Raw genomic sequence first — 25,821 nt, 5'->3', positions numbered from 1 at the left:
AATAGCAGCTGATTTTGATTCGTCTGTGGTCAAACTCAGGTGCCCGGGAAGCAAATAACCCCACCCGCCTCATTTCCGTGCGACCCTTGCACCATCCGCCGAAGCTGGCGCGATTTTGGTGCTGTGCTTAGCTCAGCGGGCATCATGAACGCCGAAGGCGCCTGACTTGCCGGGGTGGCATAAGTCTTGCGCGGTTCCGCTACCGTCCAGGCTCGCAGGAGGCACGCCGTGTCGATTCACATTGCCTTGCACCACGTCACGCATTACCGCTACGAACGAGCGGTCGAGTTGGGTCCGCAGATCGTGCGCTTGCGCCCGGCGGCGCACAGTCGTACGCGTGTCTTGTCCTATTCGTTGAAAGTCCTGCCTGAGAACCATTTCATCAATTGGCAGCAGGACCCGCAGGGTAATTACCTGGCGCGTCTGGTGTTCCCCGAGAGGACCGACGAGTTGCGCATTGAGGTTGATCTGGTCGCCGAGATGGCGGTGTTCAACCCGTTCGATTTTTTCCTTGAGCCTTACGCCGAGAAGATTCCGTTCACGTACGCCAGAGAAGAGCACCACGAACTCCTGCCGTATCTGGAAAAGCTGCCGCTGACGCCGAAGTTTCAGGCGTATCTGGACAGCATCGACCGCACGCCGATTCCGGCCATCGACTTTCTGGTGAACCTCAACCAGCGGCTGGCCAACGACATCAATTACCTGATCCGTATGGAGCCGGGGATTCAGACCCCTGAGTTCACGCTGGACAGCGCATCTGGCTCTTGCCGCGATTCCGCCTGGTTGCTGGTGCAGTTGCTGCGTCATTTGGGGCTGGCGGCGCGGTTCGTGTCGGGCTATCTGATTCAGCTCAAGGCCGACGTCGAGGCACTGGACGGGCCGTCGGGCACGGACGTGGATTTCACTGACTTGCACGCGTGGTGCGAGGTGTATTTGCCGGGAGCGGGTTGGGTCGGGTTGGATGCGACCTCGGGTCTGTTTGCTGGCGAGGGGCATATTCCGTTGGCGTGCAGCCCGGAGCCTTCCTCGGCGGCGCCGATCAGCGGGCTGGTCGAGCCGTGCGAAACCGAGTTCAGCCACGAGATGTCGGTGGAGCGCATCTGGGAGGCGCCCCGCGTCACCAAGCCGTACACCGAAGAGCAATGGCTGGAGATTCAGGCGTTGGGCCGACAGATCGACAAGGATCTGATCGCCGAAGACTTGCGCCTGACCATGGGCGGCGAGCCAACATTCGTGTCCATCGACGACCGCGACGGCAGCGAGTGGAACACCGCTGCGCTGGGGCCGAAGAAACGCGTGTTGTCTGCCGAACTGTATCAGCGCATGCGCAAGCACTATGCGCCACAGGGCATCGTGCATTTCGGGCAAGGCAAGTGGTATCCGGGCGAACAACTGCCGCGCTGGTCGCTGAACTGTTTCTGGCGTCGCGACGGCGAGCCGGTCTGGCGCAATAACGCGCTGATCGCAGACGAAACAGAGGATTACGGCACCGATGGCGAGATGACCGGGCGTTTCCTGCGCAGCGTAGCCGAGCGTTTGAAGCTTCCGACGCGCTACGTGTTCCCTGCCTACGAAGACCATTTTTATTACCTCTGGCGCGAAGGCGCGTTGCCGAAAAACGTCAGCGCCGAGGATTCACGTCTCGGCGATGAGCTGGAACGGGCACGGCTGACCAAGGTGTTTTCTCAGGGCCTGGACAAGGTGATTGGCCATGTTCTGCCATTGGCGCGCACTGCCGCCGATGATCATTGGCAGAGCGGGCGCTGGTTCCTGCGGGACGAGCATTGCCGGTTGGTGCCGGGGGATTCGCCCTTGGGCTATCGGTTGCCACTGGCCTCGCAGCCGTGGGTCAAGGCCGCGGAATACCCCTACATCCACCCGACCGATTACAACCAGGATTTCCCCGACCTGCCGGATCGGGCAGAAGTCGACAGCGCGCTTGGCAGCCTCACCGAACAGACAAATGCCGGCGCCGAGCGTGTGCCGAAGATTGACGAGTCGGCGGATTGGCTGACCCGCACCGCGCTGAGCGCTGAAGCCCGTGGCGGGCGGTTGTATCTGTTCATGCCGCCCCTGCAATCCCTCGAAGCGTATCTGGAGCTGGTCGCGGCCATCGAAGCGACAGCCGAAGAGCTGCGTTGCCCGGTGTTGCTGGAAGGCTACGAGCCGCCGAGCGACCCGCGTCTGGCCAACTTCCGTATCACGCCGGACCCTGGCGTGATCGAGGTTAACGTGCAGCCGTCGTCGTCTTGGGACGAGTTGGTCGAGCGCACCGAGTTTCTGTATGAGCAGGCGCGCCTGACCCGACTGACCACCGAAAAATTCATGATCGACGGGCGACACACGGGCACCGGCGGCGGCAACCACTTCGTGCTGGGCGGCGCGACGCCGGGGGATTCGCCGTTCCTGCGCAGGCCCGATCTGCTGCGCAGCTTGCTCAGCTATTGGCACAACCACCCGTCGCTGTCGTACCTGTTTTCCGGGTTGTTCATTGGCCCGACGTCTCAGGCGCCGCGTGTCGATGAGGCGCGCAACGACTCGCTGTACGAGCTCGAAATCGCCTTTTCGCAAATGCCTGCACCGGGTGAGGAGTGCCCGCCGTGGCTGGTGGACCGTCTGCTCCGCAATCTGCTGATCGACGTCACGGGCAACACCCACCGCGCCGAGTTCTGCATCGACAAGCTGTATTCGCCGGATGGCGCAACGGGGCGGCTGGGGCTGCTGGAATTGCGCGCGTTCGAGATGCCGCCTCATGCCCGGATGAGCCTGGCGCAGCAACTGCTGCTGCGCGCACTGGTGGCGCGGTTCTGGCGTGAGCCTTACGCACCGGCCAAGCTGGCGCGCTGGGGCACCGAGCTGCACGACCGTTTCATGCTGCCGCATTTCATCGAGCAGGACTTCGCCGACGTCATTGTCGAACTCAACGCCGCCGGTTACCCAGTGCGCGCCGAGTGGTTCGCAGCGCACCTGGAGTTTCGTTTTCCAAAGGTTGGCGACTACGCGGTTAGCGGAATCGAGTTGGAACTGCGTCAGGCGCTGGAGCCCTGGCACGTGCTGGGCGAGGAGGGCGCCGCTGGCGGTGCGGTGCGTTACGTGGACTCGTCGCTGGAGCGTTTGCAGCTGAAAGTCACGGGCCTGCCGCCGCAGCGCTACATGCTCACGTGCAACGGTGTGCCCGTGCCGCTGCAACCGACCGGACGTGTAGGCGAATTCGTCGCGGGCGTGCGTTATCGCGCCTGGCAGCCGTTCAACGCCTTGCAGCCAACGATTCCGGTGCATGCGCCGCTGGTTTTCGACATTCTTGATACATGGATGCAGCGCTCGCTGGGCGGCTGCGAGTATCATGTCGCGCATCCAGGGGGGCGCAATTACGAAACCCTGCCGGTCAACGCCAACGAAGCCGAAAGTCGGCGCCTGTCGCGGTTTTTCCGCGTCGGCCACAGCCCCGGCAAGCTGGCAGTGCCTGCACTGACCCTCAATGATGAATTGCCCATGACGCTGGATTTGCGTCTGCACCGATAAAAATGGCCCGGACGGCCAGCCTGATCTCATGAATCGGGCTGGCCGGCTCAGAGAGCGGCCGCAGGGAAGCGAGCCACTTCGTGTCACGTTGTCTGCGCTAATCTGACCTCTTTAGTTGTCTGCCGAGCCTTCCATGCCCGACCTGCTTGACCGATACCCGCTCTCTGCGGGCACCTATCACGAGATGCTCGACGCCAGCGGCGCCATTCGGCCGCACTGGCTGCGTTTCTACGAGCAGCTGCAACGCAGCACCCCCGCCCAGTTGATCCAGCGGCAGGCGTTGCTGGCCAGGCAGATTCAGGAAAACGGCGTCACCTACAACGTCTATGCCGACCCCAAAGGGGCCGATCGTCCTTGGGAACTGGACCTGCTGCCGCATTTGATTCCGGTCGAGGAGTGGCAGCAACTGGCGGCAGGCATCGCCCAACGTGCGCGACTGCTCAACGCGGTGCTGGCCGACCTTTATGGTCCGCAAAACCTGATCGCCGAGGGTCTTTTGCCTGCCGAGCTGGTCTTTGGCCACAACAATTTTCTCTGGCCCTGCCAAGGCATGACGCCGCCGGAAGGCACCTTTTTGCACGTGTACGCCGTTGATCTGGCGCGCACCCCCGATGGCCGCTGGTGGGTCACCGCTGACCGAACGCAAGCGCCGTCCGGTGCGGGTTATGCGCTGGAAAACCGGCTGATCGTGTCTCGCGCTTTCCCCGAGCTGTATCGCGATCTGGAAGTGCAGCACCTCTCGGGTTTCTTCCGCTCGTTGCAGGAAACACTGGCGCGACAGGCGCCGAGCAGCAACGAAGTGCCGCTGGTCGTGCTGCTGACGCCGGGTCGCTTCAACGAGAGCTATTTCGAGCATTTGTACCTCGCCGGGCAATTGGGTTATCCGCTCGTCGAAGGCAGCGACCTCACGGTCCGCGACGCCACGGTGTACCTGAAAACCCTCAGCGGCCTGCGTCGGGTGCACGCGATCATGCGGCGTCTGGACGACGACTTCTGCGACCCGCTGGAGCTGCGCACCGATTCCGCCCTTGGCGTGCCGGGGCTGCTGGAAGCCGTGCGTCAGGGCCGCGTGCTGGTGGCCAACGCCTTGGGCAGCGGCGTGTTGGAGTCGCCGGGCCTGTTGGGTTTTCTGCCGAAGATCAACGAGCACCTGTTTGACGAAGAGCTGATCCTGCCGTCCATCGCGACTTGGTGGTGCGGCGAGCCTCCCGTTCTGGCCCAAGCGCTGGAAAAAATGCCGGAATTGCTGATCAAACCGGCCTTTCCTTCGCAAAGCTTCGTGCCGGTATTCGGCCGGGACTTGAACGATGAACAGCGTCAGGCGCTGGCGGCGCGGATGCAGGCGCGGCCTTACGCCTATGTCGCTCAGGAACTGGCGCAGCTGTCTCACGCGCCGGTCTGGCAGGGCGCCGACGCACAGCTTCAACCTCGTGCCATCGGCATGCGGGTGTATGCCGTCGCGACTGCCGACGGCTATCGCGTGCTGCCGGGTGGCCTGACGCGGGTGGCCGCCGATGCCGATGCCGATGTGGTATCGATGCAGCGTGGCGGGGCCAGCAAGGACACGTGGATTCTGGGCGAGCGCACGTTAGGCAGCGAGCCGTGGAAAGGCCGTCACTCGTTGGGCGTGCATGACCTGATCCGCCGTGATCCTTATTTGCCGTCGCGTGTCGTGGAAAACCTGTTCTGGTTCGGTCGTTATTGCGAGCGTTGCGACGACAGTGCTCGCCTGCTGCGGATCATGCTGGCGCGCTACGTCGATGGCGATGACCCGCTGGCGCTGCAAGCGGCGGTCGAGCTGGGCGAGCGCTTGAATCTGGTGCCACGCGAGGACGAAGACGAGCCGAGCGAGCTGCACGATCGCTTGCTCGCAGCGTTGCTGGGCGAAGACTGGCCGTTCAGTCTGCGTTCCAACCTGCAGCGTTTGCAGTGGGCTGCTTCGCAGGTGCGCGGCAAGTTGTCTCGGGAGAACTGGCAAGCGTTGGTCGAATTGCAGCGTGAAGCGGCGAACCTGGACACCGACGCCCCCGACTTCGGCGAGCTGCTGGATTTTCTCAACCGCTTGGTGATGTCGCTCGCGGCGCTGTCCGGTTTTGCGCTGGACGACATGACCCGCGACGAAGGCTGGCGTTTCCTGATGATCGGGCGGCGCATCGAGCGTTTGCAGTTCCTCAGCACCAGTCTGGCCGCATTCCTGCGCAGCGACGCGGTGTTCGATCAGGACGCGCTGGACTGGCTGCTGGAACTGGGCAACAGCAGCATCACTTACCGTTCGCGGTATCTGGCGTTGCCGCAGTTGATTCCGGTCCTCGATTTGTTGCTGCTGGACGAGCAAAACCCCCACGCCGTGCTGTTCCAGCTCAAGCTGGTGACGCGTTCGGTGAAGCGTTTGAACGACGATTTTGGCGTGCCCCAGGACAATAGCCTCGCGGTCTTGCGCCAGCGATTGGCAGCGTTCGACCTGGGTTGTCTGGAAAACGGGCTGTTCGGTCAGAGCAGCGTCAAGGCTGCGCTGCACGGCTTGGCGGACTTGCTGCAAAGCATCGGCGACACCAGCGGCCAGGTCTCTGACCGCTTGGCCCTGCGCCATTTCGCCCACGTCGATGATGTCAGCCAGCGCACGGTGTCCGTCTGATGAGCAGCGCTTTCTACCAGATCCTTCACGATACCCACTACAAATACGACAGCCCGGTGTCGCTGGCCCAGCAACTGGCGCATTTATGGCCACGGTGCAGCCCTTGGCAGCGTTGCCTTGAGCAGCATCTGGAGATCAGCCCGGCGCCGACCACGCGCCGGGATGAGCTGGACGTGTTCGGCAATCCGCTGACCCGGCTGGCGTTCGAACGGCCCCACGATGAATTGCAGGTCAACGCGCGGTTGCAGATTGAGGTGCTGGAGCGACCGGTGCTGGATTTCCGACAGTCACCGGCCTGGGAGTTGACCCGGAGCACGCTGACCTATAGCGCGACGAAGATGTCGCCAGGCATTCTGGAAGCCTGCCGCTACCGCTTCGAATCGCCCTACGTGCACCTGAAGCAATCGTTCGTCGAGTTTTCGGCCGATTGTTTTCCAGAAGGGGAGCCTTTGCTGCTGTGTGGTCAGGCGCTGATGGAAAAGATCTTCGACGAGTTCACGTTCGATGGCGAAGCGACGCAGGTGGCGACACCGTTGGTGGAAGTGCTGGAGACCCGGCGTGGTGTCTGCCAGGACTTTGCGCACTTGATGCTTGCCTGCCTGCGCTCACGTGGGCTTGCGGCCCGTTATGTCAGCGGCTATCTGCTAACTCAGCCGCCGCCCGGCCAGCCGCGTCTGATCGGTGCCGATGCATCCCACGCTTGGGTCTCGGTGTTCTGTCCGGTGCTGGGTTGGGTGGATTTTGACCCCACCAACAACATTCAGCCTGCGCTTGAGCATATCAGTCTGGCGTGGGGGCGCGATTTTTCCGACGTCTCACCCTTGCGCGGCGTCATCCTCGGCGGCGGCAATCACGACCCGGAAGTGCGTGTAACGGTCATGCCGCTGGATGAGTGAATCTCCGGATTCCAGAACTCACGCGTGACGGTAGTCGTTGTAATCCTGAGCGACGCGGTCGTAGCTCCCGGTGGCGCCACAGGCGTAGGCGGCGAGCAAACTGCGGAAAAGGCTGTTGAGTTGCATGATGATCGTCCTGATTGATGAGTGACGGGCTCATCTTAGAAAGACCCTGTATGGTTGGCTGCTTGATTGTCTCGATGGGCCTGATAGAGCCCGCCCAGAGATGTTTCATAATCTTGGGTTGATAAATTGTTTAGGATTGAGGCAATCTTTGTATACAAAAAACAGAGCAACCCCATTCAGGAGACTCACCATGATTCGCAAGCTCGTTGCTGCCTCCCTGCTGACCTTGGCCAGCGGCCATCTGCTGGCCGCCGAATGTTCGGTGACCGTGGACTCAACCGACCAGATGTCCTTCGACAAGAAGGTCATCGAAATCGACAAGAGCTGCAAGGAATTCACCGTCAATCTGGCGCACTCCGGCAGCCTGCCAAAGAACGTGATGGGCCATAACCTGGTGGTCAGCAAAGAAGCCGACATGCAGCCCATTGCCACTGACGGCATGAGCGCTGGCATCGACAAGGATTACCTGAAAGAAGGCGACGCGCGCGTGATTGCTCACACCAAGGTCATTGGCGCAGGCGAGACCGATTCGTTGAAGATCGATGTGTCGAAGCTGGACTCGGCAGAAAAATACGGTTTCTTCTGCTCGTTTCCAGGCCACATCAGCATGATGAAGGGCACGATTACCCTGAAGTAACGCAGCTTCAGGTGCCCAAAAACTGTAGGAGTGAGCTTGCTCGCGACAGGGGTGTGTCAGCCATCGCTGCTTCGAATGACGCACCGCTATCGCGAGCAAGCTCACTCCTACAACGCTATAGCCTCAATTCTTTGACGCGGTCATCTTGAAAATACCCTGTGCATTACTGCTGTCGAAATTCAGGTCGATCTTGCCGTTTTCCGGGTCGATCTTGCGTTGGATGAACTCGACGAACGACCCCGGCACCTGATGCGTCTTGAGCACGCCTTCGGCATTGAGCAGCTCGCGACTCACCGTGCAAGCCTTGTAGGCGGTCTGCATCACGCGACCTGACGTAGACACCTCGATGCTGTCCTTCATCGGGCGCTCCAGACGAATCTGCTCTTCCACCGTGGCTTCCAGATTTCCGACCCGATCCGTCAGGTGGTTGAAGCTGTTGCCTTCCGTTGAAATCCACGCCATTTCCGCGCTTTCGTCGAGCAGCTGACGATAATCGGCTTCCTGCACCACCCCATGCTGACGACCGAATGCGCGATACAGCCCCGACAGCAGGCGTGTGGCTTCTTCGAGACTGCAATGACGCGTCGTGCGCAGACGCTGGAGGATGCTCATGTCGTCAGGCGTCAGCGGGTCGCGGCTGGAACTCACCACGCGGCTGACAGCGTCCTGAAACGCCTGGCTCAAACGCCCCGGATGCAGCTCCGACACGAAGAACTGCGCGATGTCTTCCGGCAGGTCCATCTGGCGATAGCCCCAGCCGGTCATGTTCAGTTTGGTCAGCGGATAGGTGCGCACGTCAGTAAAGCCCAGTGGCTCCAGCAGACGCGAGAACGCTTGACGACCCCGGGGCAATTCGCCGTTTTGCGCCCAGTCCACGGTCCGGATGGCGCCGTGATCGAACACCACTTTGCGACCGCTTTCGAACTGTTCGTCAACGTAACGCAGGCCGTCCGGCACCGCTTGCACCAGTTTATGAAACAGGCACAGGTTCAGCGCCTCCGCGAGCCATACGCGATGAACGCCTTCGTCGGACCAGGAGAAATCATGCAGCGCTTGCGGGACGTCGACACGACGTTCGAGCCAGTCAGCAGCGGGCTGGCCGACCGTGGAAGCGACGAGGGAAAAGAGGCCTTGGAAAGCAGTCATGGTTAGCGTCTCTGAGCGAGAAAGTCAGGCCGCTATGAAAGCCTTGATGACGGACGCCATCAAGCGAAAAAAAACGACGGGTTCATTCCGTTTTCGAATGCTGGGCGATGGGCCTGGCGCGACCCTGTAGGAGTGAGCTTGCTCGCGAATGCGGTGTATCAGCAACAGGTGATGTTTCTGACAGATTGCAATCGCGAGCAAGCTCACTCCTACAGGTCTTTCACTATGGCGCGTAAGGCAGGTCGCGCTTGTGCTGGGTCTTGCGGTAGGTGTTGGCGATGATGTCGAAGGCTTCCTGACGCAGGGGCTGGCCGTGCAGGAAGGCGTCGATCTCGGCGTAAGTCACGCCGTGGGAGGCTTCGTCTGGTTTGCCCGGCACCAGGTCTTCGAGGTCAGCAGTCGGAATTTTCTCGACCAGATACTCCGGGGCACCAAAGCTGCGGGCGATGGCGCGGACCTGATTCTTCACCAGACCGCTCAACGGGGCGAGGTCGCAGGCGCCGTCGCCGAACTTGGTGAAGAAGCCCATCACCGCTTCCGCCGCGTGGTCGGTACCGATCACCAGGCCACCGCGAACGCCCGCGATGGTGTACTGCGCGACCATCCGCGTGCGTGCCTTGACGTTGCCTTTGACGAAATCCACCGCCGCATCGGACTGGCCTTCGAAGGCTTTGACTTGCTCAACCAACGCCTTGACCGACGGGGCGATGTCCACGGTGTGGCGCTCGTCCGGGTTAATGAAATCCACCGACGCCGTGGCTTCGTGTTCGTCGTGCTGAATGTGATACGGCAGGCGCACGGCGATGAACTGGTAGGCGTTGTCGCCGGTGCTGTCGCGCAATTCCTTCACGGCGCGCTGGGCGAGCAGGCCGGCGGTCAGCGAATCGACGCCGCCGCTGATGCCCAGTACCAGTACTTTCAGGCGGGCGTTGTGCAGGCAGTCCTTGATGAACTGGATTCGACGCGCGACCTCGGTTTCAAGCTCGCCCTGATTGGCGAAGGGGGCCTGAACCTTGAGCTCTTTAGCGATCTCGAGCTGTACGGCTTGCATGATTGACTCCTTATGAAGAAGAAAAAGAGGCATGTAAAAAAGTGGGGCAGTACGGTGCTCGGGTCAGGCTGGCACCTTGAATACGTGGCGCAGGTAGGACACGAATTCCGGGTCCTTGCATTGCGTCTTGCCGGGCTCGTCGGAAATCTTCGCCACCGGCTGGCCGGCGCAGGCGGTCATCTTCAGTACGATGCTCATCGGCTGGACCCCCGGCACATCAGCCGTGAGGTTGGTGCCGATGCCGAAACTGACATTGATCCGACCACGCAGCGCCCGGAATATTTCCAGCGCTTTGGGCAGGTTCAGGCCGTCTGAGAACACCAGCGTTTTGCTCATCGGATCGATGCCCAGCTTTTGGTAGTGGGTAATACACTTTTCGGCCCACTGAACCGGATCGCCCGAATCGTGGCGCAGGCCGTCGAAAAGCTTGGCGAAGAACAGATCGAAATCGTTCAGGAAGGCGTCTGTGGTGATGCAGTCGGTGAGGGCGATACCCAGCAGACCACGGTACTCGCGCACCCAACAATCGAGGGCGGCACTCTGGCTGTCGATCAGTCGAGGACCCAATTGCTGGTGCGCCATGATCCATTCGTGAGCCATGGTGCCGAGGGGCTTGAGGTCGAACTTGCGCGCGAGGTGCACGTTGCTGGTGCCGACGAACTGGCCGGGGAAGTCCTTTTTCAGCACTGAAACGACGTCTTCCTGAACCGCGAAAGAGAAGCGGCGGCGGGTGCCGAAATCGGCGACTTTCAGTTCGGCCAACTCGTCAGGCGTGGCGGTGGCGGTCAGCCAGTCGAACTTGCGGTAGAGCTGATCGCGCGCCTGAATCAACAGGGTATTGGGGTTGCGATAACGGTTACGCACTTCGCTGACGATGGCCAGGATTGGCACTTCGAACAGGATCACGTGCAGCCAGGGGCCGCAGAGGCGGATGCATAACTCGTCATTCTCAATGCTGGTCTGCACGTAGCGCAGGTTGAAGCGGAACAGACCGAGGAAGCGCAGGAAATCGGGCTTCATGAAGCTGATGCGTTCGAGAAAGCCGATGTCTTCGACGCTCAGGGACAGGTCGCACAGCTGCTCGATCTGGTGGCGAATTTCCATCAGATAAGGCCGCAGGTCCTCGCCGTTGCGGCAGCGAAACTCCCACTCAACGTCGACGTTGGGGTAGTTGTGAAGGACGGCCTGCATCATGGTCAGCTTGTAGAGGTCGGTATCGAGCAGGTTCTGAACGATGCGATCTGCGAAAGCGCTCTCACTCATTGTGTCGCTCCAGCCAGCAGTGGCCGCAAACATGCGGCTCGTGGAAATCGAGTCGGTGTCGCATACAACCTTGTGGCAGCGGGGCTGATGGCTTCAGGCCGCTACGTCCGGCGTGTTATTGACGATGACGGACATAATGCCAGTCGTCGCCGGCTTGGGGCAGAAATGTTTCAGCGGCGGATGTCGTCACCAAGGCGCCGGGCACGAGGCCTGAGCCCTGTGGGAGCGAATTCATTCGCGAAAAGCCGGTACATTCGACGCAGCTCTATTGCCCATACCAACGCATCGCGAATGAATTCGCTCCCACAGGGGGAAGTGATTCTGATCACTTATTGCGGTGTCGGTTGATCCAGCTGCTCCAACATCCATTCCACAAATCCCCGGATTTTCGGCACTTCTGCCGCGTGTTCCGGGTAGGCGAGGTAATAGGCGTCGTGGCTGGGGAGGGCATGAGGCCACGGAATGACCAACTTGCCGTCGGCCAACTCTTCTTCAACCAGAAAGCGCGGCAGCAACGCGACGCCACAGCCGACCTGCGCCGCGCGGATGCACATGTAGAACGTTTCGAAACGCGGGCCGTGATAGCTGTGTTCGGTCTGATAACCCTGACTTTCGAACCACTCATGCCAGCCCTGCGGGCGATGGGCGTTTTGCAGCAAGACCAGATCGGCAAGCTGGGTCGGGTCAGTAAAGGGTTTGTCGGGAAGGCTGTCCGGTGAACAGACCGGCACCAGTTCTTCGCCAAACAGCTTCACACTTTCCGCGCCGGGTCGGGCGCCCTGGCCGAAATAGAACGACAGGTCACAGCGGCTCTGGGCGAGGTCATCGCTTTCCTGTTCGTTTACCAGGTCCAGATGAATGTGCGGATACCGCAGACGCCAGCCTTTCAGACGTGGGACCAGCCACCGGGCGCCGAAGGTCGAGGGCGTCGAAACCCGCAGGACTTCGGTTTCGCCGCCGTAGGAACGCAGGAAGTGCGTGGACATCTCCATCTGCGTGAGGATTTTTCGCACCTCTGCCAAATATAAAGCCCCGGCTGGCGTGAGCTGTAGACGACGGCGCACGCGTCTGAACAGCAGGTGCTGGACGAGCTCTTCAAGTTGCGCGACCTGTTTGCTGACCGCACTTTGGGTCAGATTCAGCTCTTCGGCGGCACGGGTGAAACTCAGGTGCCGGGTCACCGCTTCGAAACATTGCAGCGCGGTGATGGACGGCAGATGGCGTCTGTTCAGCATATTCAGGCCTGCTCGGCGTCAGCATGAAAAAACGGAATGATATCTCGCTTAATCGTCGTTTGTTGCATGACGTCACGCCAGCTATTACTAGAGGCTGACGAAACACCTCAATCCCAGTATTCCGCAATCGCGTTTTACGGCTCATCCGAATCCAGGAGAAATCATGCTCAACGATCTGCTAACCCGTCTCGGTGTCGACCCTGCTCTTTACCAGAAGGGCGACAAGCCTGTTCACACGCCGATCGATGGCAGTCAGGTGGCTTCGGTCAGTTGGGAAGGAGCGGCCGAAGTCGAGCAGCGCATCACCCGTGCCGAGCACGCGTTCGACGCCTGGCGCAAAGTCCCGGCGCCACGCCGTGGCGAATTGGTGCGCCTGTTCGGTGAAGCGCTGCGCAAACACAAGGCTGACCTCGGCGAGCTGGTGTCGAGGGAAGCGGGCAAGATCACTCAGGAAGGTCTGGGTGAAGTCCAGGAGATGATCGACATCTGCGATTTCGCGGTCGGTCTGTCCCGCCAAATGTACGGCCTGACCATCGCCTCCGAGCGTCCGGGCCACCACATGCGTGAAACCTGGCACCCGCTGGGCGTCGTCGGTGTGATCAGCGCGTTCAACTTCCCGGTGGCGGTCTGGTCGTGGAACACCGCGCTGGCGCTGGTGTGCGGCAACTCGGTGATCTGGAAACCGTCGGAAAAGACGCCGCTGACCGCCTTGGCGTGCCAGGCCCTGTTCGACCGCGTCGCTGCTGAGTTCTCGGACGCCCCGCAATTCCTCGCGCAATGTGTGATCGGTGGCCGCGACGCTGGCGAAGCGTTGGTGGATGACGAGCGTGTCGCCCTGATCAGCGCCACCGGCAGCACCCGCATGGGCCGTGAAGTGGCGCCGAAAATCGCCGCGCGTTTCGCTCGCAGCATTCTGGAACTGGGCGGCAACAACGCCATGATCCTGACCCCAAGCGCCGATCTGGACCTGGCCGTTCGTGCCGTGCTGTTCAGCGCCGTCGGCACCGCCGGTCAGCGTTGCACCACCCTGCGTCGTCTGATCGCGCATAACTCGGTCAAGGCCGAATTCGTGGAGCGCCTGAAAGCCGCTTACGCCAAAGTGCGTATCGGCCACCCGCTGGAAGGCAATCTGGTCGGTCCGTTGATCGACAAGCAAAGCTTCGAAAACATGCAGGAAGCGCTGGAGCAGGCTTTGAGCGAAGGCGGCACCGTGTTCGGCGGCAAGCGTCAATTGGCCGACAAATTCCCGAACGCGTTCTACGTGTCACCTGCCATCGTCGAAATGCCTGAGCAAAGCGACGTGGTTCGCAGCGAGACCTTCGCGCCGATCCTTTACGTAGTCGGTTACGAGGAATTCGCTGACGCTGTGCGCCTGAACAACGACGTGCCACAAGGCCTGTCTTCGTGCATCTTCACCACCGACGTGCGTGAGGCCGAACAGTTCATCTCGGCGCTGGGCAGCGACTGCGGCATCGCCAACGTCAACATTGGCCCGAGTGGTGCAGAGATCGGTGGCGCGTTCGGTGGTGAGAAGGAAACCGGCGGTGGCCGTGAGTCCGGCTCGGATTCGTGGAAGGGCTACATGCGTCGCCAGACCGCGACCGTCAACTACTCCCGCGAGCTGCCGTTGGCGCAGGGGATTACGTTTGATTGATGCCTGTGACGCGGTGTAGCAACTGCACCGCGTCAACCTGATCGCGAGCAAGCTCACTCCTACAGGGTAGCGTTGATTCTGTATGAGTGAGCTTGCTCGCGATAGCGTAAGAATAAGCAATATTGAATTGAATCATCGTTTGTCCTTTTCGAGGTTTTGCGATGCCGCTACGCGAAGAATGTCTGTGGGAAACGCTGACGCCGCAGAGGCCTGAGGCGCCGGCGTTGAAGGGGGAAGTGACCGTCGATGTGTGCGTGATCGGCGCAGGCATCACGGGGTTGTCGGCAGCGCTGCATTTGCTTGAACAGGGCAAGAACGTCGCCATCGTCGAAGCCCATCGCACCGGCCAAGGTGGCTCGGGGCGTAACGTGGGATTGGTCAACGCTGGGCTGTGGATTCCGCCCGACGAGATTGAAGCCGGTTTCGGCGAGAAAATCGGCAGCCAGCTCAACACCATGCTCGGCAACGCGCCGTCGCTGGTGTTCAGCCTCATTGAAAAATACAACATCGATTGCCAGGCCACGCGCAAAGGCACGCTGCACATGGCGCACAACGCCAAGGGCGAGCTGGATCTGCGCAGCCGCGAAGAACAATGGAAACGCCGTGGCGCGCCCATCGAACTGCTGACCGGCAAAGCCTGCCAGGAAGCCACCGGCACTCGGGAAATCACCGCCGCGCTGCTCGACCACCGCGCAGGCACCATCAACCCGATGGCCTACACCAGCGGTCTGGCTGCAGCGGTTACCTCGCTGGGAGGCCAGCGTTACGATCACTCGCCGGTCAAGCGGCTGGAGCGTCAGGGCCAACGTTGGTGCGTGATCACCGACAACGGCTCGGTCATCGCCGATCAAGTCGTCATCGCGTCCAACGCCTACACCGAAGGCGACTGGACTGAAGTCCGCCGCAGCTTTTTCCCTGGCTATTACTATCAAGTGGCCTCCGCGCCGCTGACGGAAGAGGCTGCCCAGCAGATTCTTCCCGGTGGACAGGGCTCCTGGGACACCCGCCAGGTGCTGAGCAGCATCCGTCGCGACGCGGATGGGCGCCTGTTGCTGGGCAGCCTGGGTAACGGCAATCAGAAGCCGACGTGGTTCCTCAAGGCCTGGGCAGACCGCATTCAGCAGCACTATTTCCCGTACCTGAAAAAGGTCGAGTGGGAATGCACCTGGACGGGCTGCATCGATTTCACGCCCGATCATTTGCTGCGCATGTACGAGCCTGCACCAGGACTGGTCGCGATGACCGGATACAACGGCCGTGGCAACACGACAGGTACGGTGGTCGGTAAAGCCTTCGCTGATTACCTGTGCGGCGGCAACCCGAATGTGCTGCCGATCCCGTTTGCTCCCATGCAGCCGCTCTCGGCCATTGCTTTACGCAGCTCTTTATACGAAGCTGGCTTTTCGCTATACCATGCGGGGCAATGTCTCAGGGTTGTGATCTGAGGCGAAATGTTTGTCACAAATCAACACTTTCGCGTATATCCACTACCCTCAAATGGTGCGTCCCGTAGCGGCCCCGCACCGCCGGTGTGCAGTTCGGTGACGCAAGCTGTAACAACAGGGTTGTACAGGTCAGGGCAGTGCGGTTGCGCGCGTTATTCGGGAGGGTTGCTCTATAAAAGTCGCAGGGTTGCACCTTGCGCGGTTTAGACGGTTGCACGCCCAGTAAAAAAGGGCTCAAAACAGTCGAATAACAACAAAACGACGACTTTTTTCAGAATAAAAAACCGATGGCACGCCACTTGCTCAGAGCATCTCTGTGGTCGCAGTGCTAATTAAAAAACCTAGGAGCACCAACTCATGTCGCAGACGTTTTACAGGAAAGGCTTTCTGGCACTCGCAGTCGCTACTGCAATGGGTGTGGCTACTTTTGCACAGGCTGACGTCAAGATCGGCGTTTCTGGTCCAATGACCGGCGCCAACGCTTCGTTCGGTCTGCAATTCTGGAAAGGCGCTCAGGCTGCGGCTGACGCTATCAACGCTGCGGGCGGCGTGAACGGGGAAAAAATCGCGCTGACTCAATACGACGATGCGTGCGAGCCGAAACAGGCCGTGGCCGTCGCCAACAAGGCTGCGTCTGACAAAATGGTCGGTGTCGTTGGCCACTTCTGCTCGTCTTCGACCATCCCTGCGTCGGAAGTCTATGACGAAGCCGGCATCATCACGATCACACCTGCGTCGACCAACCCGAACGTGACCGAACGTGGCCTGGGCGCGATGTTCCGTATGTGCGGCCGTGACGACCAGCAAGGTATCGTCGCTGGCGATTACATCGTCGACGTGCTGAAAGGCAAGAAAGTCGCGGTCATCAACGACAAAGACACCTACGGTAAAGGCCTGGCTGACGCCACCGCGAAGCAACTGACCGCTCGCGGCGTGAAGCCTGTGCTGGAAGAAGGTCTGACCCGTGGCGAGAAAGACTTCAGCGCCTTGGTGACCAAGATCCGTGGCGCCGGTGCCGACGTGGTTTACTTCGGTGGTCTGCACCCGGAAGCCGGTCCTCTGGTTCGCCAAATGCGTGAGCAAGGCCTGAAAGACGTCAAGTTCATGTCCGACGACGGCGTTGTAACCGACGAACTGGTCACCACCGCTGGCGGCGCTCAGTACGTCGATGGCGTGTACATGACCTTCGGCGCCGACCCACGCCTGCTGCCAGACAGCAAGGCTGTCGTGGATCAATTCCGCAAAGGCGGTTACGAGCCTGAAGGCTACACCCTGTACTCCTACGCTTCGGTTCAGGCCCTGGCCGCTGCATTCACTGGCGCCAAGTCCACCAAAGGCGAGGAAGCGGCCAAGTGGCTGAAAGCGCACCCCGTGAAAACCGTCATGGGTGAGAAGAACTGGGACACCAAAGGCGACCTGAAAGTCTCCGACTACGTGGTTTACCAGTGGGACAAGGATGGCAAATATCACCAGCTCGAAAAGCAGAAGTAAGTTGAGCGCCTAGTCGAGTCAGCCGTTTTGCGGGCTTGGAACCTCGAAACGGCCTGACCCGGTAATCGATGCCGCCTTGCGCGGCGTCGGATTCTTCTGTTGCCATCGTGCGCGTCCCGTCATTCCTCACGAGGGAGTTTCCGGTCCGCGCCAGGTTGGCCTTCAAGTTCGTGAGCGTGCGTGATGGATGGTATTTTCCTGCAACAAATGGTCAACGGCCTGACCCTGGGTTCGGTCTACGGCCTGATCGCCATCGGTTACACGATGGTTTACGGCATCATCGGCATGATCAACTTCGCCCACGGCGACGTGTACATGATCTCCGCCTACCTCGCAGCCATCGGCCTCGCCGTGCTGTCGTTCTTCGGTATCGACTCGTTCCCTTTCCTGATTCTCGGCACGCTGATCTTCACCATCGTGGTGACCGGTGTGTATGGCTTCGTCATCGAGCGCGTGGCCTACAAGCCACTACGTAATTCGACACGTCTGGCACCGCTGATCAGTGCCATCGGTATCTCCCTGATCCTGCAAAACTACGCGCAAATCGCACAGGGCCCACGTCAGCAAGGTGTTCCGACCCTGCTCGAAGGTGCCATGCGGTTTGAAGTCGGCCATGGTTTCGTGCAGATCACTTACACCAAGATATTTATCCTGATCGCCGCGTTCGTCGGCATGGGCGTACTGACCTACATCATCAAGTACACCAAGCTGGGCCGCATGTGCCGCGCCACGCAGCAGGATCGCAAGATGGCCTCGATTCTGGGGATCAACACCGACCGGATCATTTCCTACGTGTTCGTCATCGGTGCAGCCATGGCCGCACTCGCAGGCGTTCTGATCACCATGAACTACGGCACGTTCGACTTCTTCGCCGGGTTCGTCATCGGTATCAAGGCTTTCACCGCAGCGGTACTCGGCGGTATCGGTTCATTGCCGGGCGCGATGCTCGGTGGATTGATCCTGGGGGTTGCCGAGTCGCAATTCTCCGGTCTGATCAACTCCGACTATAAAGACGTGTTCAGTTTCGGCCTGCTGGTAGTGATTCTGATCTTCCGTCCTCAAGGCCTGCTGGGTCGCCCACTCGTGGCGAAGGTGTAACCATGTCTGCTCCTGTCAAACCCATCGATATCAAACAAAGTCTGATCGACGCGGTGGTTGCCGGCTTGCTGGCGCTGATCGTGTTCGGCCCCATCGTCGGCATCGTGCTGGACGGCTATGGCTTCAACATGCAACCGGGTCGCGTCGCGGCGCTGGTCGGTGTGGTGGTGGTCGGTCGCTTCCTGATGAGCCTGTTCCTGCAAACCCCGAAAGGCGTGGCCATCGCCCAGAGTTTCGAGAGCACCGGCTCTGGCGTCCACGTGCTGCCACCGGGTTACAAGACTCGCCTGCGTTTCATCATTCCGCTGATGATCCTGATCGCGGTGATCTTCCCGGTGTTCGCTGACAAATACGTCCTGACCGTGGTCATTCTTGGGCTGATCTACGTGTTGCTGGGCCTGGGCCTGAACATCGTGGTCGGCCTGGCCGGTCTCCTCGACCTGGGTTACGTGGCGTTCTACGCCATCGGTGCTTACGGTCTGGCGCTGGGTTATCAGTATCTGGGCCTGGGTTTCTGGTCGGCGTTGCCCCTGGCGGCCATCGCTGCGGCGTTTGCCGGTTGCATCCTGGGCTTCCCGGTCCTGCGCATGCACGGCGACTACCTGGCTATCGTGACCCTGGGTTTCGGTGAAATCATTCGTCTGGTGCTCAACAACTGGCTGTCGTTCACCGGCGGCCCGAACGGCGTGCCGGTGCCTTCGCCAACGTTCTTCGGCCTGGAGTTCGGGCGTCGTGCCAGAGATGGCGGGATTCCGATCCACGAATATTTCGGCTTCGAATACAACCCTGACCTGAAATTCATCTTCATCTATGCCGTGCTGTTCCTCGTCGTGCTGGCAGTGCTGTACATCAAGCACCGTCTGACCCGCATGCCGGTCGGCCGGGCTTGGGAAGCGTTGCGTGAAGACGAAATCGCCTGCCGTTCCATGGGCCTGAACCACGTGCTGGTCAAGCTCTCGGCGTTCACCATCGGTGCCTCGACGGCAGGTTTGGCGGGGGTGTTCTTCGCCAGCTACCAAGGCTTCGTCAACCCGACCTCGTTCACCTTCTTCGAATCCGCGCTGATCCTGGCCATTGTTGTCCTCGGCGGCATGGGTTCGACCGTGGGCGTGGTGATTGCGGCATTCGTGCTGACCGTTGCCCCTGAAATGCTGCGCAGCTTCGCGGAATACCGCGTGCTGCTGTTCGGCATCCTGATGGTGCTGATGATGATCTGGCGCCCACGTGGCCTGATTCGCATCAGCCGCAGCGGCGTACAACCACGCAAAGGCGTGCTGGCAAAAGTGGAGGGCGCGTGATGAGCGACGAAATCGTTCTGTCCGTCGAGAACCTGATGATGCACTTCGGCGGTATCAAGGCCCTCAGCGACGTGAGCCTGGAAGTGCGCCGCAACTCGATCTTCGCCCTGATCGGCCCTAACGGCGCGGGCAAGACCACCGTGTTCAACTGCCTGACCGGGTTCTATAAAGCCACCGGCGGCAAGATCGAGCTGAACGCGCGCGGCAAGAAAACCAACGTGATCCAGCTGCTCGGCGAGCAATTCCGCGTCAGCGACTTCGCCTCGCCCAAGCGTTTCGGCAGCCGTCTGTTCTACAAAATGTTCGGCGGCACGCATCTGGTAAACCGTGCGGGCCTGGCGCGTACGTTCCAGAACATTCGCCTGTTCAAGGAAATGTCCGTTGTCGAGAACCTGCTAGTCGCCCAGCATATGTGGGTCAACCGCAACATGATCGCGGGCATCCTCAACACCAAGGGCTACCGCAAGGCCGAGGAAGACGCGCTGAACACCGCCTTCTACTGGCTGGAAGTGGTGGATTTGGTGGACTGCGCCAACCGCCTCGCCGGTGAGCTTTCCTACGGCCAGCAGCGTCGTCTGGAAATCGCCCGCGCCATGTGCACCCGTCCGCAGGTCATCTGCCTGGACGAACCGGCCGCAGGGCTCAACCCACAGGAAACCGAAGCGCTGAGCGGCATGATTCGTCACCTGCGCGACGACCACGACATGACCATCGTGCTGATCGAGCACGACATGGGCATGGTCATGGGCATTTCCGACGATATCGTCGTGCTCGACCACGGCAACGTGATTGCCAAGGGCAAGCCGGAGCAGATTCGCAACGATCCGAAGGTGATCGCGGCGTACCTGGGTGCTGATGAAGAGGAGTTGGTATGAGTAAGCCGATCCTCGAACTGAAAGAGATCGACGTGTATTACGGGCCGATTCAGGCCCTGAAGAAAGTCTCGATGCACATCAACGAAGGCGAAACGGTCAGCCTGATCGGCTCCAACGGCGCGGGCAAATCCACGCTGCTGATGTCGATCTTCGGCCAGCCTCGCGCGGCCAGCGGCCAGATCATCTATCAGGGCACCGACATCACGCAGAAGTCGTCGCACTACATCGCGTCCAATGGCATTGCGCAGTCGCCGGAAGGCCGCCGTGTGTTCCCCGACATGTCGGTGGAAGAAAACCTGATGATGGGCACGATTCCGATTGGGGATAAGTACGCCAGCGAAGACATGCAGCGCATGTTCGAGCTCTTCCCGCGCCTCAAGGAGCGTCGTAACCAACGCGCCATGACCATGTCCGGTGGCGAACAGCAAATGCTCGCCATCGCCCGCGCCCTGATGAGCCGCCCGAAGCTGCTGCTGCTGGACGAACCAAGCCTTGGCCTGGCGCCGATCATCGTGAAGCAGATCTTCTCCACCCTGCGTGAACTGGCGAAAACCGGCATGACGATCTTCCTCGTCGAACAGAACGCCAACCACGCCCTGAAGCTGTCAGACCGCGCCTACGTGATGGTCAATGGCGAGATTCGTCTCACAGGCACCGGCCAGGAGCTTCTGACCAACGAAGAAGTGCGGAACGCCTATCTCGGCGGGCATTGAGTCCGCTAGCTGACCCGCAATGACAGACGCCCTGAGTGGAAACACTCGGGGCGCTTTTGTTTCAACGCGCCAATTCCTGACTCAACACATCACCCTGTGGGAGACGCCGGAGGTTACGACGGCAGCGAAAGCGGTGGGTCAGTAACAGATGAATCGCTTGGCACACCGCCTTCGCCAGCAAGCCGGCTCCTACAGGGAATGGCGTCGGTCACCGACTGTCGGCATACCCGGATTCCTGAACTGCCCCCCAAAAGTTGGACAGTTTACGCCGCAGCCTGAGTCCTGTATTCAACAGGACTCATGCCATTGAGCCTCAGCTTGATGCGGTCATGGTTGTAGTAATGAATGTACTCATCCAGGCCGACCTTCAATTCTTCCACACTCTCGAAACGCTTCAGGTAGAAAAACTCTGACTTCAGCGTGCCGAAAAAACTCTCCATCGCCGCATTATCCAGGCAATTGCCTTTGCGGGACATGCTCTGTTTCACACCTTTTTCGCTGAGTGCGTGGCGATAGCGTGGCTGTTGGTAGTGCCATCCCTGGTCCGAATGAACGACCAGTTTGGGCGCGTCTCCCAAGCAAGCCAACGCCTTGTCGAGCATGTTCCCCACCAATTCGTAGTAAGGCCGACTGGCTGTTTCGTACGCGATGATTTCGCCGTTGTACAAATCCATCACAGGAGACAAGTAGAGCTTCTGCTGACCCACTTTGAACTCGGTGACGTCGGTTACCCACTTCTGTTTTGGCCGGGGTGCATGAAAATTACGCTCCAGCAGGTTCGCGGCGATTTTGCCAACAGTCCCCCGGTAGGAACGGTATTTCTTGGGCCGTACGACCGATTGCAAACCCTGTTCGGCCATCAGCCGTTCGATGACCTTCTTGTTGACCAGCGTTCCTTCCTTTCTGAGCGCAAGCGCAATACGCCGATAGCCATACAGCCCTCTCTGCTTGTGATATTCCTGCTGCACCCGTTCCTTGAGCGCCGCATGCCGGTCCGGTTTCTGCTCAGCCTTGACCTGGTAATAGAAGGTGCTGCGTGCCAGCCCGACCAGCTCAAGGAGGTCGGGCAATGGGAATCGGTGCTTGAGTTTGCGGACGATCAGGACTTTTTCCCCCGTGTTCGCTCCTTTTCCTCGCGCAGGGCCTTGAGCTCCTTTAGGACAGCGTTCTCCATGCGCATGTACTCAAGTTCAGCCATCAACTGCTCTCGTGGCTTTTGTGCATCGTTGGTGTCGGTGGGTTTGGCGGGTTTGATTTTCATGGGCGTGTCGGCTGGCTGGATGGCAGTAGGGGTGACAGGACTGTCACTGTAATACTGGCGTTGCCAGATGCCTATCAGGGAGGACCGCCCAAGGTCAAAATGCGCAGCGGTCTGGCGTAGCGAAAGTCGATGCTCATGCATGTAGGTCAAGACTTGGCGCTTGAAATCCTCGCTGTACCGCCGCGCATACGACATTGGCTTGATGCTGTTGCCAGTCCGATAACTGGCGACCCAGCGTCGAAGGAGACTGAAGTCGATGCCAAAATGTCTGGCCACTGTTCGGAAGCCGTCGGTGCCGTTTAGGTAGGCGGTGACCGCCGTGAGCTTGAACTGCTCGGTGTACTTGACCATAGATCCCCCAGGGGTTGGATGGGTGTCCAACTTCTTGGGGGCAGTTCATTCCTGTGGGAGACGCCGGAGGTTACGACGGCAGCGAAGGCGGTGGGTTAGTAACAGATGAATCGCCTGACACACCGCCTTCGCCAGCAAGCCGGCTTCTACATGCTCAGTGGCATTGGCGGGGCAGTGTGAATGGCTCGAATCAATTTTTTTCCGAACGACCCCAATTGTGGAAAACAATTTTGAAGAGTTGCTAAAGCGCGACACTTAGCCGCTGCAAATGGTTGTTTTGTCACGTTTTTGACTTGTTCAGTTTTACTGTGGAGGTGACTGTGAATAAGTTGGTGGCAGTTGGCTACAGGCCTTTGTTTATAAGGCTTACAGAGGGTTGTTCATTTATTGATCAGTAGGTTTGGCCGTTATTTCTGCGGAGTTTGTCAACGGTTTAGGGGCTGGTTTTTTATCCAGCCTTTTGCTCCGGCTAGCCTGTGGATAACTCTGTGTGCAACCCTTGGAAAGACCGCCGCAGATAGCGCAATCCCTGACGTTGGACGACCGATCCTGTCCGTTCGCACAACCTGGGCGCTCGACGGGCGGCAGATACGTATTAGCAGGTCAAGGGAAAATCCCTTTTAAATTGCCCACAGCCCCCGCATGCCGTGACGTGTAGGCCTGCGAGTTGCACACCGATTTTGTGTGTCTGGCTGTGGATAAGGTGGGCAAAACTGCGCCCAGCCCTGATGGCATAAGGCTTTGGCATGTTTGGTTGTTTTTTATACAGTAGGAACGTATCCACAATGCAGTGTGAGGTTTGTTACGCGCAGACTTGATCCCGAGCCGCCTGCGCGGGCATTCTCCAGAACTTTCCTACACGTAGCCGCTGCGCTGCGTTCACCCGAGCTTATTCCCAAGCCGAAACCCCCGTCAGGAGAACGACATGACTTCTACCGTGTTCATTACCGGTGCTACATCCGGGTTTGGCGAAGCCTGCGCACGCCGCTTTGCAGAAGCAGGCTGGTCGCTGGTGTTGACCGGCCGCCGTGAAGAGCGTTTGCAGGCGTTGAGCGCCGAACTGTCGAAGCAGACCAAGGTGCACACCTTGACGCTGGACGTCCGCGACCGTGCGGCTGTGGAAAAGGCCGTAGAGGGTCTGCCTGCCGAGTTCGCGAAAATTCGTGGCCTGATCAACAACGCCGGTCTGGCGCTGGGCATCGATCCTGCGCCGAAGTGCGACCTGGACGACTGGGACACCATGATCGACACCAACGTCAAAGGGCTGGTCTACACCACTCGCACGCTACTGTCGCGCCTGATCGCCTACGGCCGTGGCGCGAGCATCGTCAACCTGGGTTCGGTCGCGGGCAATTATCCGTATCCGGGCGGTAACGTGTATGGCGGTACCAAGGCCTTCGTCGGACAGTTCTCGCTGAACCTTCGCAACGATCTGATCGGCACCGGCGTGCGGGTGACCAACCTTGAGCCCGGCCTGTGTGAAAGCGAGTTCTCCCTGGTGCGTTTCGGTGGCGATCAGGCCAAGTACGACGCCACTTACGCGGGCGCCGAGCCGATCCAGCCGCAAGACATCGCCGAGACGATTTTCTGGATCATGAACACCCCGGCGCACGTCAACGTCAACAACCTGGAACTGATGCCTGTGAGCCAGACCTGGGCCGGGTTTGCGATTGATCGTACCCGTGGCGATGCGAAGTAAGACTGGATTGATGACCTGTGGGAGCCGGCTCGCTGGCGAAAGCGGTGGGTCAGTTAGGGATGAATTGCCTGACACTCCCCATTCGCCAGCAAGCCGGCTCCCACAGTGTTGAGGCGTTCTCAATTCTGTGGGAGCGAATTAATTCGGGAGGCAATTGATCAGGCGCTGAAGTATTCCGCCAGCCCGATATAGCACGTCGCCAAGTGATAGGGCGTGGTCGACGGCATGTCGCTGCGGCTAATCTGTCCCTGGCTATCCAGGCACTCGCTCCAGCCGCCTGCATGCAAAAACCGCTGCTGCAAGGCGTTCAACTGACGCGCCAGCAACGCGTGGCTATCAGGGCGCAGCGTCAACGCTCGCAGGTACTCGGCCTGCGCCCAGATGCGCTGAGTGCCATCCTTTACCACGCCTTCCACATCCAGCGTCGCGACCACAGCCCCTGTGATCGGATCGACCCCTTGCGCCTCAGCGTGGCCAAACGCAGTGGTCAGCGAGCGATGCAGCGGGGTGCCGCGCAGGTGTGCCGACGACTCCAGCAGGTAGAACCATTCGAACTGATGCCCCGGCTCGGACCAGTTATCCACAGCGCCGAGGGGTTTCTCCAGCATCACGCCGTGCTCAACATCGACAAAGCGACGCTGCATGGCTTCTGCCAAAGCGTCGAGGGCAGCGAGCGTGTCGGCGTCTTCGCGCACTTCCAGCGTCGCCAGAAACGCTTCAGCCAGATGCATCAACGGGTTCTGCAGAGGCCCGGCGTCCAGCGAGGACCAGTCTTCGTTCAGCACGGACTCGTACAAGCCATCGCCATCGGCAAAACGCTCGGCGACGACGTGCAGCGCGGCATTGAGTACCGATTCCACCAACGGCTCGCGCACCTTCGCCCAGTAATGCGCGCAGGCGAAGACGATGAACGCGTGGGTGTAGAGGTCTTTGCGACGGTCCAGCGGCGCGCCCTGTGGGTCGATGCTGTAAAACCAGCCGCCGTGTTCGGCATCATGGAAATGCCGTTGCAGCGAGCGGAACAGCGCCGCCGCACGAGTTTCGGCATTGGGCACTTGCGGGTTGCCCATGAAACTGGAAAACAGAAACAGCTGCCGCGCACAGGCCATGGCCCGGTAACGCTGAGGGGGCAACGGTTGGTGTTGAGCGTCCAGCGCCTCATACGGCAGCGCCATCTCGGCATTCCAGCCCGGCCCCTGCCAAAGCGGGACGATCACTGCCATGAAATGCTGCTGCACGGTGGCGAACACAGCGGACAGTTCAGGCTTGGAGGCGGTCAGAGAAACGTCAGGCATCGGATGGCGTCGCGGCAGAGGTCAAATTGCGCGACATGGTAGCAGGAGGCGGGGATGGCGGGGTGAACGGGTGGATCAAATGTAACTGGCTGGGGGCAGATGCTTTTGTGGGAGCCGGCTTGCTGGCGAA

General features: G+C 60.0%; 18 protein-coding genes. 12 read left to right on the top strand and 6 right to left on the bottom strand.

Features of this window, described 5'->3' with window-relative positions; genetic code table 11:
- Positions 1 to 228: 228 nt before the first annotated feature.
- The 4 genes from AAEO81_RS27785 to azu all read left to right on the top strand — a co-directional run bounded on the left by AAEO81_RS27785 (position 229) and on the right by azu (position 7,816).
- Positions 229 to 3,522, top strand: coding sequence for a transglutaminase family protein (locus AAEO81_RS27785; RefSeq protein WP_341960299.1), 3,294 nt, complete (start codon positions 229 to 231; stop codon positions 3,520 to 3,522).
- A gap of 133 nt (positions 3,523 to 3,655) precedes the next feature.
- Positions 3,656 to 6,157, top strand: a complete 2,502-nt coding sequence (locus AAEO81_RS27780) for a circularly permuted type 2 ATP-grasp protein (RefSeq protein WP_341960297.1) — start codon at positions 3,656 to 3,658, stop codon at positions 6,155 to 6,157.
- The gene (locus AAEO81_RS27775) at positions 6,157 to 7,053 is read left to right on the top strand and encodes a transglutaminase family protein (RefSeq protein ID WP_341960296.1); all 897 of its coding nucleotides are present in this window, start codon (positions 6,157 to 6,159) and stop codon (positions 7,051 to 7,053) included. Before AAEO81_RS27780 ends, AAEO81_RS27775 begins: the two co-directional genes overlap by 1 nt.
- A gap of 316 nt (positions 7,054 to 7,369) precedes the next feature.
- Positions 7,370 to 7,816, top strand: coding sequence for an azurin (azu, locus tag AAEO81_RS27770; protein ID WP_341960295.1), 447 nt, complete (start codon positions 7,370 to 7,372; stop codon positions 7,814 to 7,816).
- A 123-nt stretch (positions 7,817 to 7,939) separates the two neighbouring features.
- Here the strand turns inward: azu and AAEO81_RS27765 are convergent, their stop codons facing one another.
- The 4 genes from AAEO81_RS27765 to AAEO81_RS27750 form a co-directional block, all read right to left on the bottom strand.
- Complete coding sequence (locus tag AAEO81_RS27765) at positions 7,940 to 8,962, bottom strand: DUF1338 domain-containing protein (protein ID WP_341960293.1); 1,023 nt, start codon at positions 8,960 to 8,962, stop codon at positions 7,940 to 7,942.
- Positions 8,963 to 9,185: 223 nt separating this feature from the next.
- Positions 9,186 to 10,013, bottom strand: coding sequence for an ammonia-dependent NAD(+) synthetase (gene nadE, locus AAEO81_RS27760; protein ID WP_166595996.1), 828 nt, complete (start codon positions 10,011 to 10,013; stop codon positions 9,186 to 9,188).
- 63 nt (positions 10,014 to 10,076) lie between these two features.
- The gene (pncB, locus tag AAEO81_RS27755; protein ID WP_166595995.1) at positions 10,077 to 11,276 is read right to left on the bottom strand and encodes a nicotinate phosphoribosyltransferase; all 1,200 of its coding nucleotides are present in this window, start codon (positions 11,274 to 11,276) and stop codon (positions 10,077 to 10,079) included.
- A 329-nt stretch (positions 11,277 to 11,605) separates the two neighbouring features.
- The gene (locus tag AAEO81_RS27750; protein ID WP_341960292.1) at positions 11,606 to 12,511 is read right to left on the bottom strand and encodes a LysR family transcriptional regulator; all 906 of its coding nucleotides are present in this window, start codon (positions 12,509 to 12,511) and stop codon (positions 11,606 to 11,608) included.
- Positions 12,512 to 12,674: 163 nt separating this feature from the next.
- Between AAEO81_RS27750 and AAEO81_RS27745 the strand changes: the two genes are divergently transcribed.
- The 7 genes from AAEO81_RS27745 (at position 12,675) to AAEO81_RS27715 (ending at position 21,085) form a co-directional block, all read left to right on the top strand.
- Positions 12,675 to 14,165: an aldehyde dehydrogenase family protein gene (locus tag AAEO81_RS27745; protein WP_341960291.1), complete on the top strand. Its 1,491-nt coding sequence runs from the start codon at positions 12,675 to 12,677 to the stop codon at positions 14,163 to 14,165.
- A 161-nt stretch (positions 14,166 to 14,326) separates the two neighbouring features.
- On the top strand, positions 14,327 to 15,610 hold the full coding sequence (locus AAEO81_RS27740) for an FAD-binding oxidoreductase (RefSeq protein ID WP_341960289.1): 1,284 nt from the start codon (positions 14,327 to 14,329) through the stop codon (positions 15,608 to 15,610).
- A 357-nt stretch (positions 15,611 to 15,967) separates the two neighbouring features.
- The gene (locus AAEO81_RS27735; protein WP_341960287.1) at positions 15,968 to 17,101 is read left to right on the top strand and encodes a branched-chain amino acid ABC transporter substrate-binding protein; all 1,134 of its coding nucleotides are present in this window, start codon (positions 15,968 to 15,970) and stop codon (positions 17,099 to 17,101) included.
- A gap of 183 nt (positions 17,102 to 17,284) precedes the next feature.
- Positions 17,285 to 18,199, top strand: a complete 915-nt coding sequence (locus AAEO81_RS27730) for a branched-chain amino acid ABC transporter permease LivH (protein ID WP_341960286.1) — start codon at positions 17,285 to 17,287, stop codon at positions 18,197 to 18,199.
- A gap of 2 nt (positions 18,200 to 18,201) precedes the next feature.
- Positions 18,202 to 19,497 carry a high-affinity branched-chain amino acid ABC transporter permease LivM gene (gene livM, locus AAEO81_RS27725; RefSeq protein ID WP_166595989.1) on the top strand — a complete coding sequence of 432 codons (1,296 nt, stop codon included), beginning with the start codon at positions 18,202 to 18,204 and terminating at the stop codon, positions 19,495 to 19,497.
- A complete protein-coding gene (locus AAEO81_RS27720) occupies positions 19,497 to 20,372 on the top strand; it encodes an ATP-binding cassette domain-containing protein (protein ID WP_166595988.1) in 876 nt (291 codons plus the stop codon). The genes livM and AAEO81_RS27720 overlap by 1 nt, the downstream gene beginning before the upstream one ends.
- The gene (locus AAEO81_RS27715; RefSeq protein ID WP_166595987.1) at positions 20,369 to 21,085 is read left to right on the top strand and encodes an ABC transporter ATP-binding protein; all 717 of its coding nucleotides are present in this window, start codon (positions 20,369 to 20,371) and stop codon (positions 21,083 to 21,085) included. Before AAEO81_RS27720 ends, AAEO81_RS27715 begins: the two co-directional genes overlap by 4 nt.
- A 263-nt stretch (positions 21,086 to 21,348) precedes the next feature.
- Here AAEO81_RS27715 and AAEO81_RS27710 read toward each other — a convergent pair.
- A protein-coding gene (locus AAEO81_RS27710) for an IS3 family transposase (protein WP_341960283.1) occupies positions 21,349 to 22,697 on the bottom strand; the annotation gives its coding sequence in 2 pieces (ribosomal slippage) (positions 21,349 to 22,230 and positions 22,233 to 22,697; 1,347 coding nt in all).
- A 925-nt stretch (positions 22,698 to 23,622) separates the two neighbouring features.
- On the opposite strand from AAEO81_RS27710, the gene AAEO81_RS27705 reads away from it, so the two are divergent.
- Positions 23,623 to 24,396 (top strand): SDR family oxidoreductase, encoded by a 774-nt coding sequence (locus AAEO81_RS27705; RefSeq protein ID WP_341960282.1) that lies wholly within the window; start codon positions 23,623 to 23,625, stop codon positions 24,394 to 24,396.
- A gap of 158 nt (positions 24,397 to 24,554) precedes the next feature.
- Here AAEO81_RS27705 and AAEO81_RS27700 read toward each other — a convergent pair whose 3' ends face one another.
- Positions 24,555 to 25,691, bottom strand: a complete 1,137-nt coding sequence (locus tag AAEO81_RS27700) for an AGE family epimerase/isomerase (protein WP_341960280.1) — start codon at positions 25,689 to 25,691, stop codon at positions 24,555 to 24,557.
- Positions 25,692 to 25,821: the final 130 nt, after the last annotated feature.

The sequence above is a fragment of the Pseudomonas sp. RC10 genome, from assembly GCF_038397775.1.
GTDB lineage: Bacteria > Pseudomonadota > Gammaproteobacteria > Pseudomonadales > Pseudomonadaceae > Aquipseudomonas > Aquipseudomonas bambusae.
Note: the sequence above shows the minus strand (reverse complement) of the source record. Positions and strands in the feature narration are given on the sequence as shown.

Bases quoted from the DNA above. Each gene is read 5' to 3' on its own strand.
- AAEO81_RS27780 (WP_341960297.1), top strand. From the start codon at position 3,656: ATGCCCGACCTGCTTGACCGATACCCGCTCTCTGCGGGCACCTATCAC.
- AAEO81_RS27775 (WP_341960296.1), top strand. From the start codon at position 6,157: ATGAGCAGCGCTTTCTACCAGATCCTTCACGATACCCACTACAAATAC.
- azu (WP_341960295.1), top strand. From the start codon at position 7,370: ATGATTCGCAAGCTCGTTGCTGCCTCCCTGCTGACCTTGGCCAGCGGC.
- AAEO81_RS27765 (WP_341960293.1), bottom strand. From the start codon at position 8,962: ATGACTGCTTTCCAAGGCCTCTTTTCCCTCGTCGCTTCCACGGTCGGC.
- nadE (WP_166595996.1), bottom strand. From the start codon at position 10,013: ATGCAAGCCGTACAGCTCGAGATCGCTAAAGAGCTCAAGGTTCAGGCC.
- pncB (WP_166595995.1), bottom strand. From the start codon at position 11,276: ATGAGTGAGAGCGCTTTCGCAGATCGCATCGTTCAGAACCTGCTCGAT.
- AAEO81_RS27750 (WP_341960292.1), bottom strand. From the start codon at position 12,511: ATGCTGAACAGACGCCATCTGCCGTCCATCACCGCGCTGCAATGTTTC.
- AAEO81_RS27745 (WP_341960291.1), top strand. From the start codon at position 12,675: ATGCTCAACGATCTGCTAACCCGTCTCGGTGTCGACCCTGCTCTTTAC.
- AAEO81_RS27740 (WP_341960289.1), top strand. From the start codon at position 14,327: ATGCCGCTACGCGAAGAATGTCTGTGGGAAACGCTGACGCCGCAGAGG.
- AAEO81_RS27735 (WP_341960287.1), top strand. From the start codon at position 15,968: ATGTCGCAGACGTTTTACAGGAAAGGCTTTCTGGCACTCGCAGTCGCT.
- AAEO81_RS27730 (WP_341960286.1), top strand. From the start codon at position 17,285: ATGGATGGTATTTTCCTGCAACAAATGGTCAACGGCCTGACCCTGGGT.
- livM (WP_166595989.1), top strand. From the start codon at position 18,202: ATGTCTGCTCCTGTCAAACCCATCGATATCAAACAAAGTCTGATCGAC.
- AAEO81_RS27720 (WP_166595988.1), top strand. From the start codon at position 19,497: ATGAGCGACGAAATCGTTCTGTCCGTCGAGAACCTGATGATGCACTTC.
- AAEO81_RS27715 (WP_166595987.1), top strand. From the start codon at position 20,369: ATGAGTAAGCCGATCCTCGAACTGAAAGAGATCGACGTGTATTACGGG.
- AAEO81_RS27705 (WP_341960282.1), top strand. From the start codon at position 23,623: ATGACTTCTACCGTGTTCATTACCGGTGCTACATCCGGGTTTGGCGAA.
- AAEO81_RS27700 (WP_341960280.1), bottom strand. From the start codon at position 25,691: ATGCCTGACGTTTCTCTGACCGCCTCCAAGCCTGAACTGTCCGCTGTG.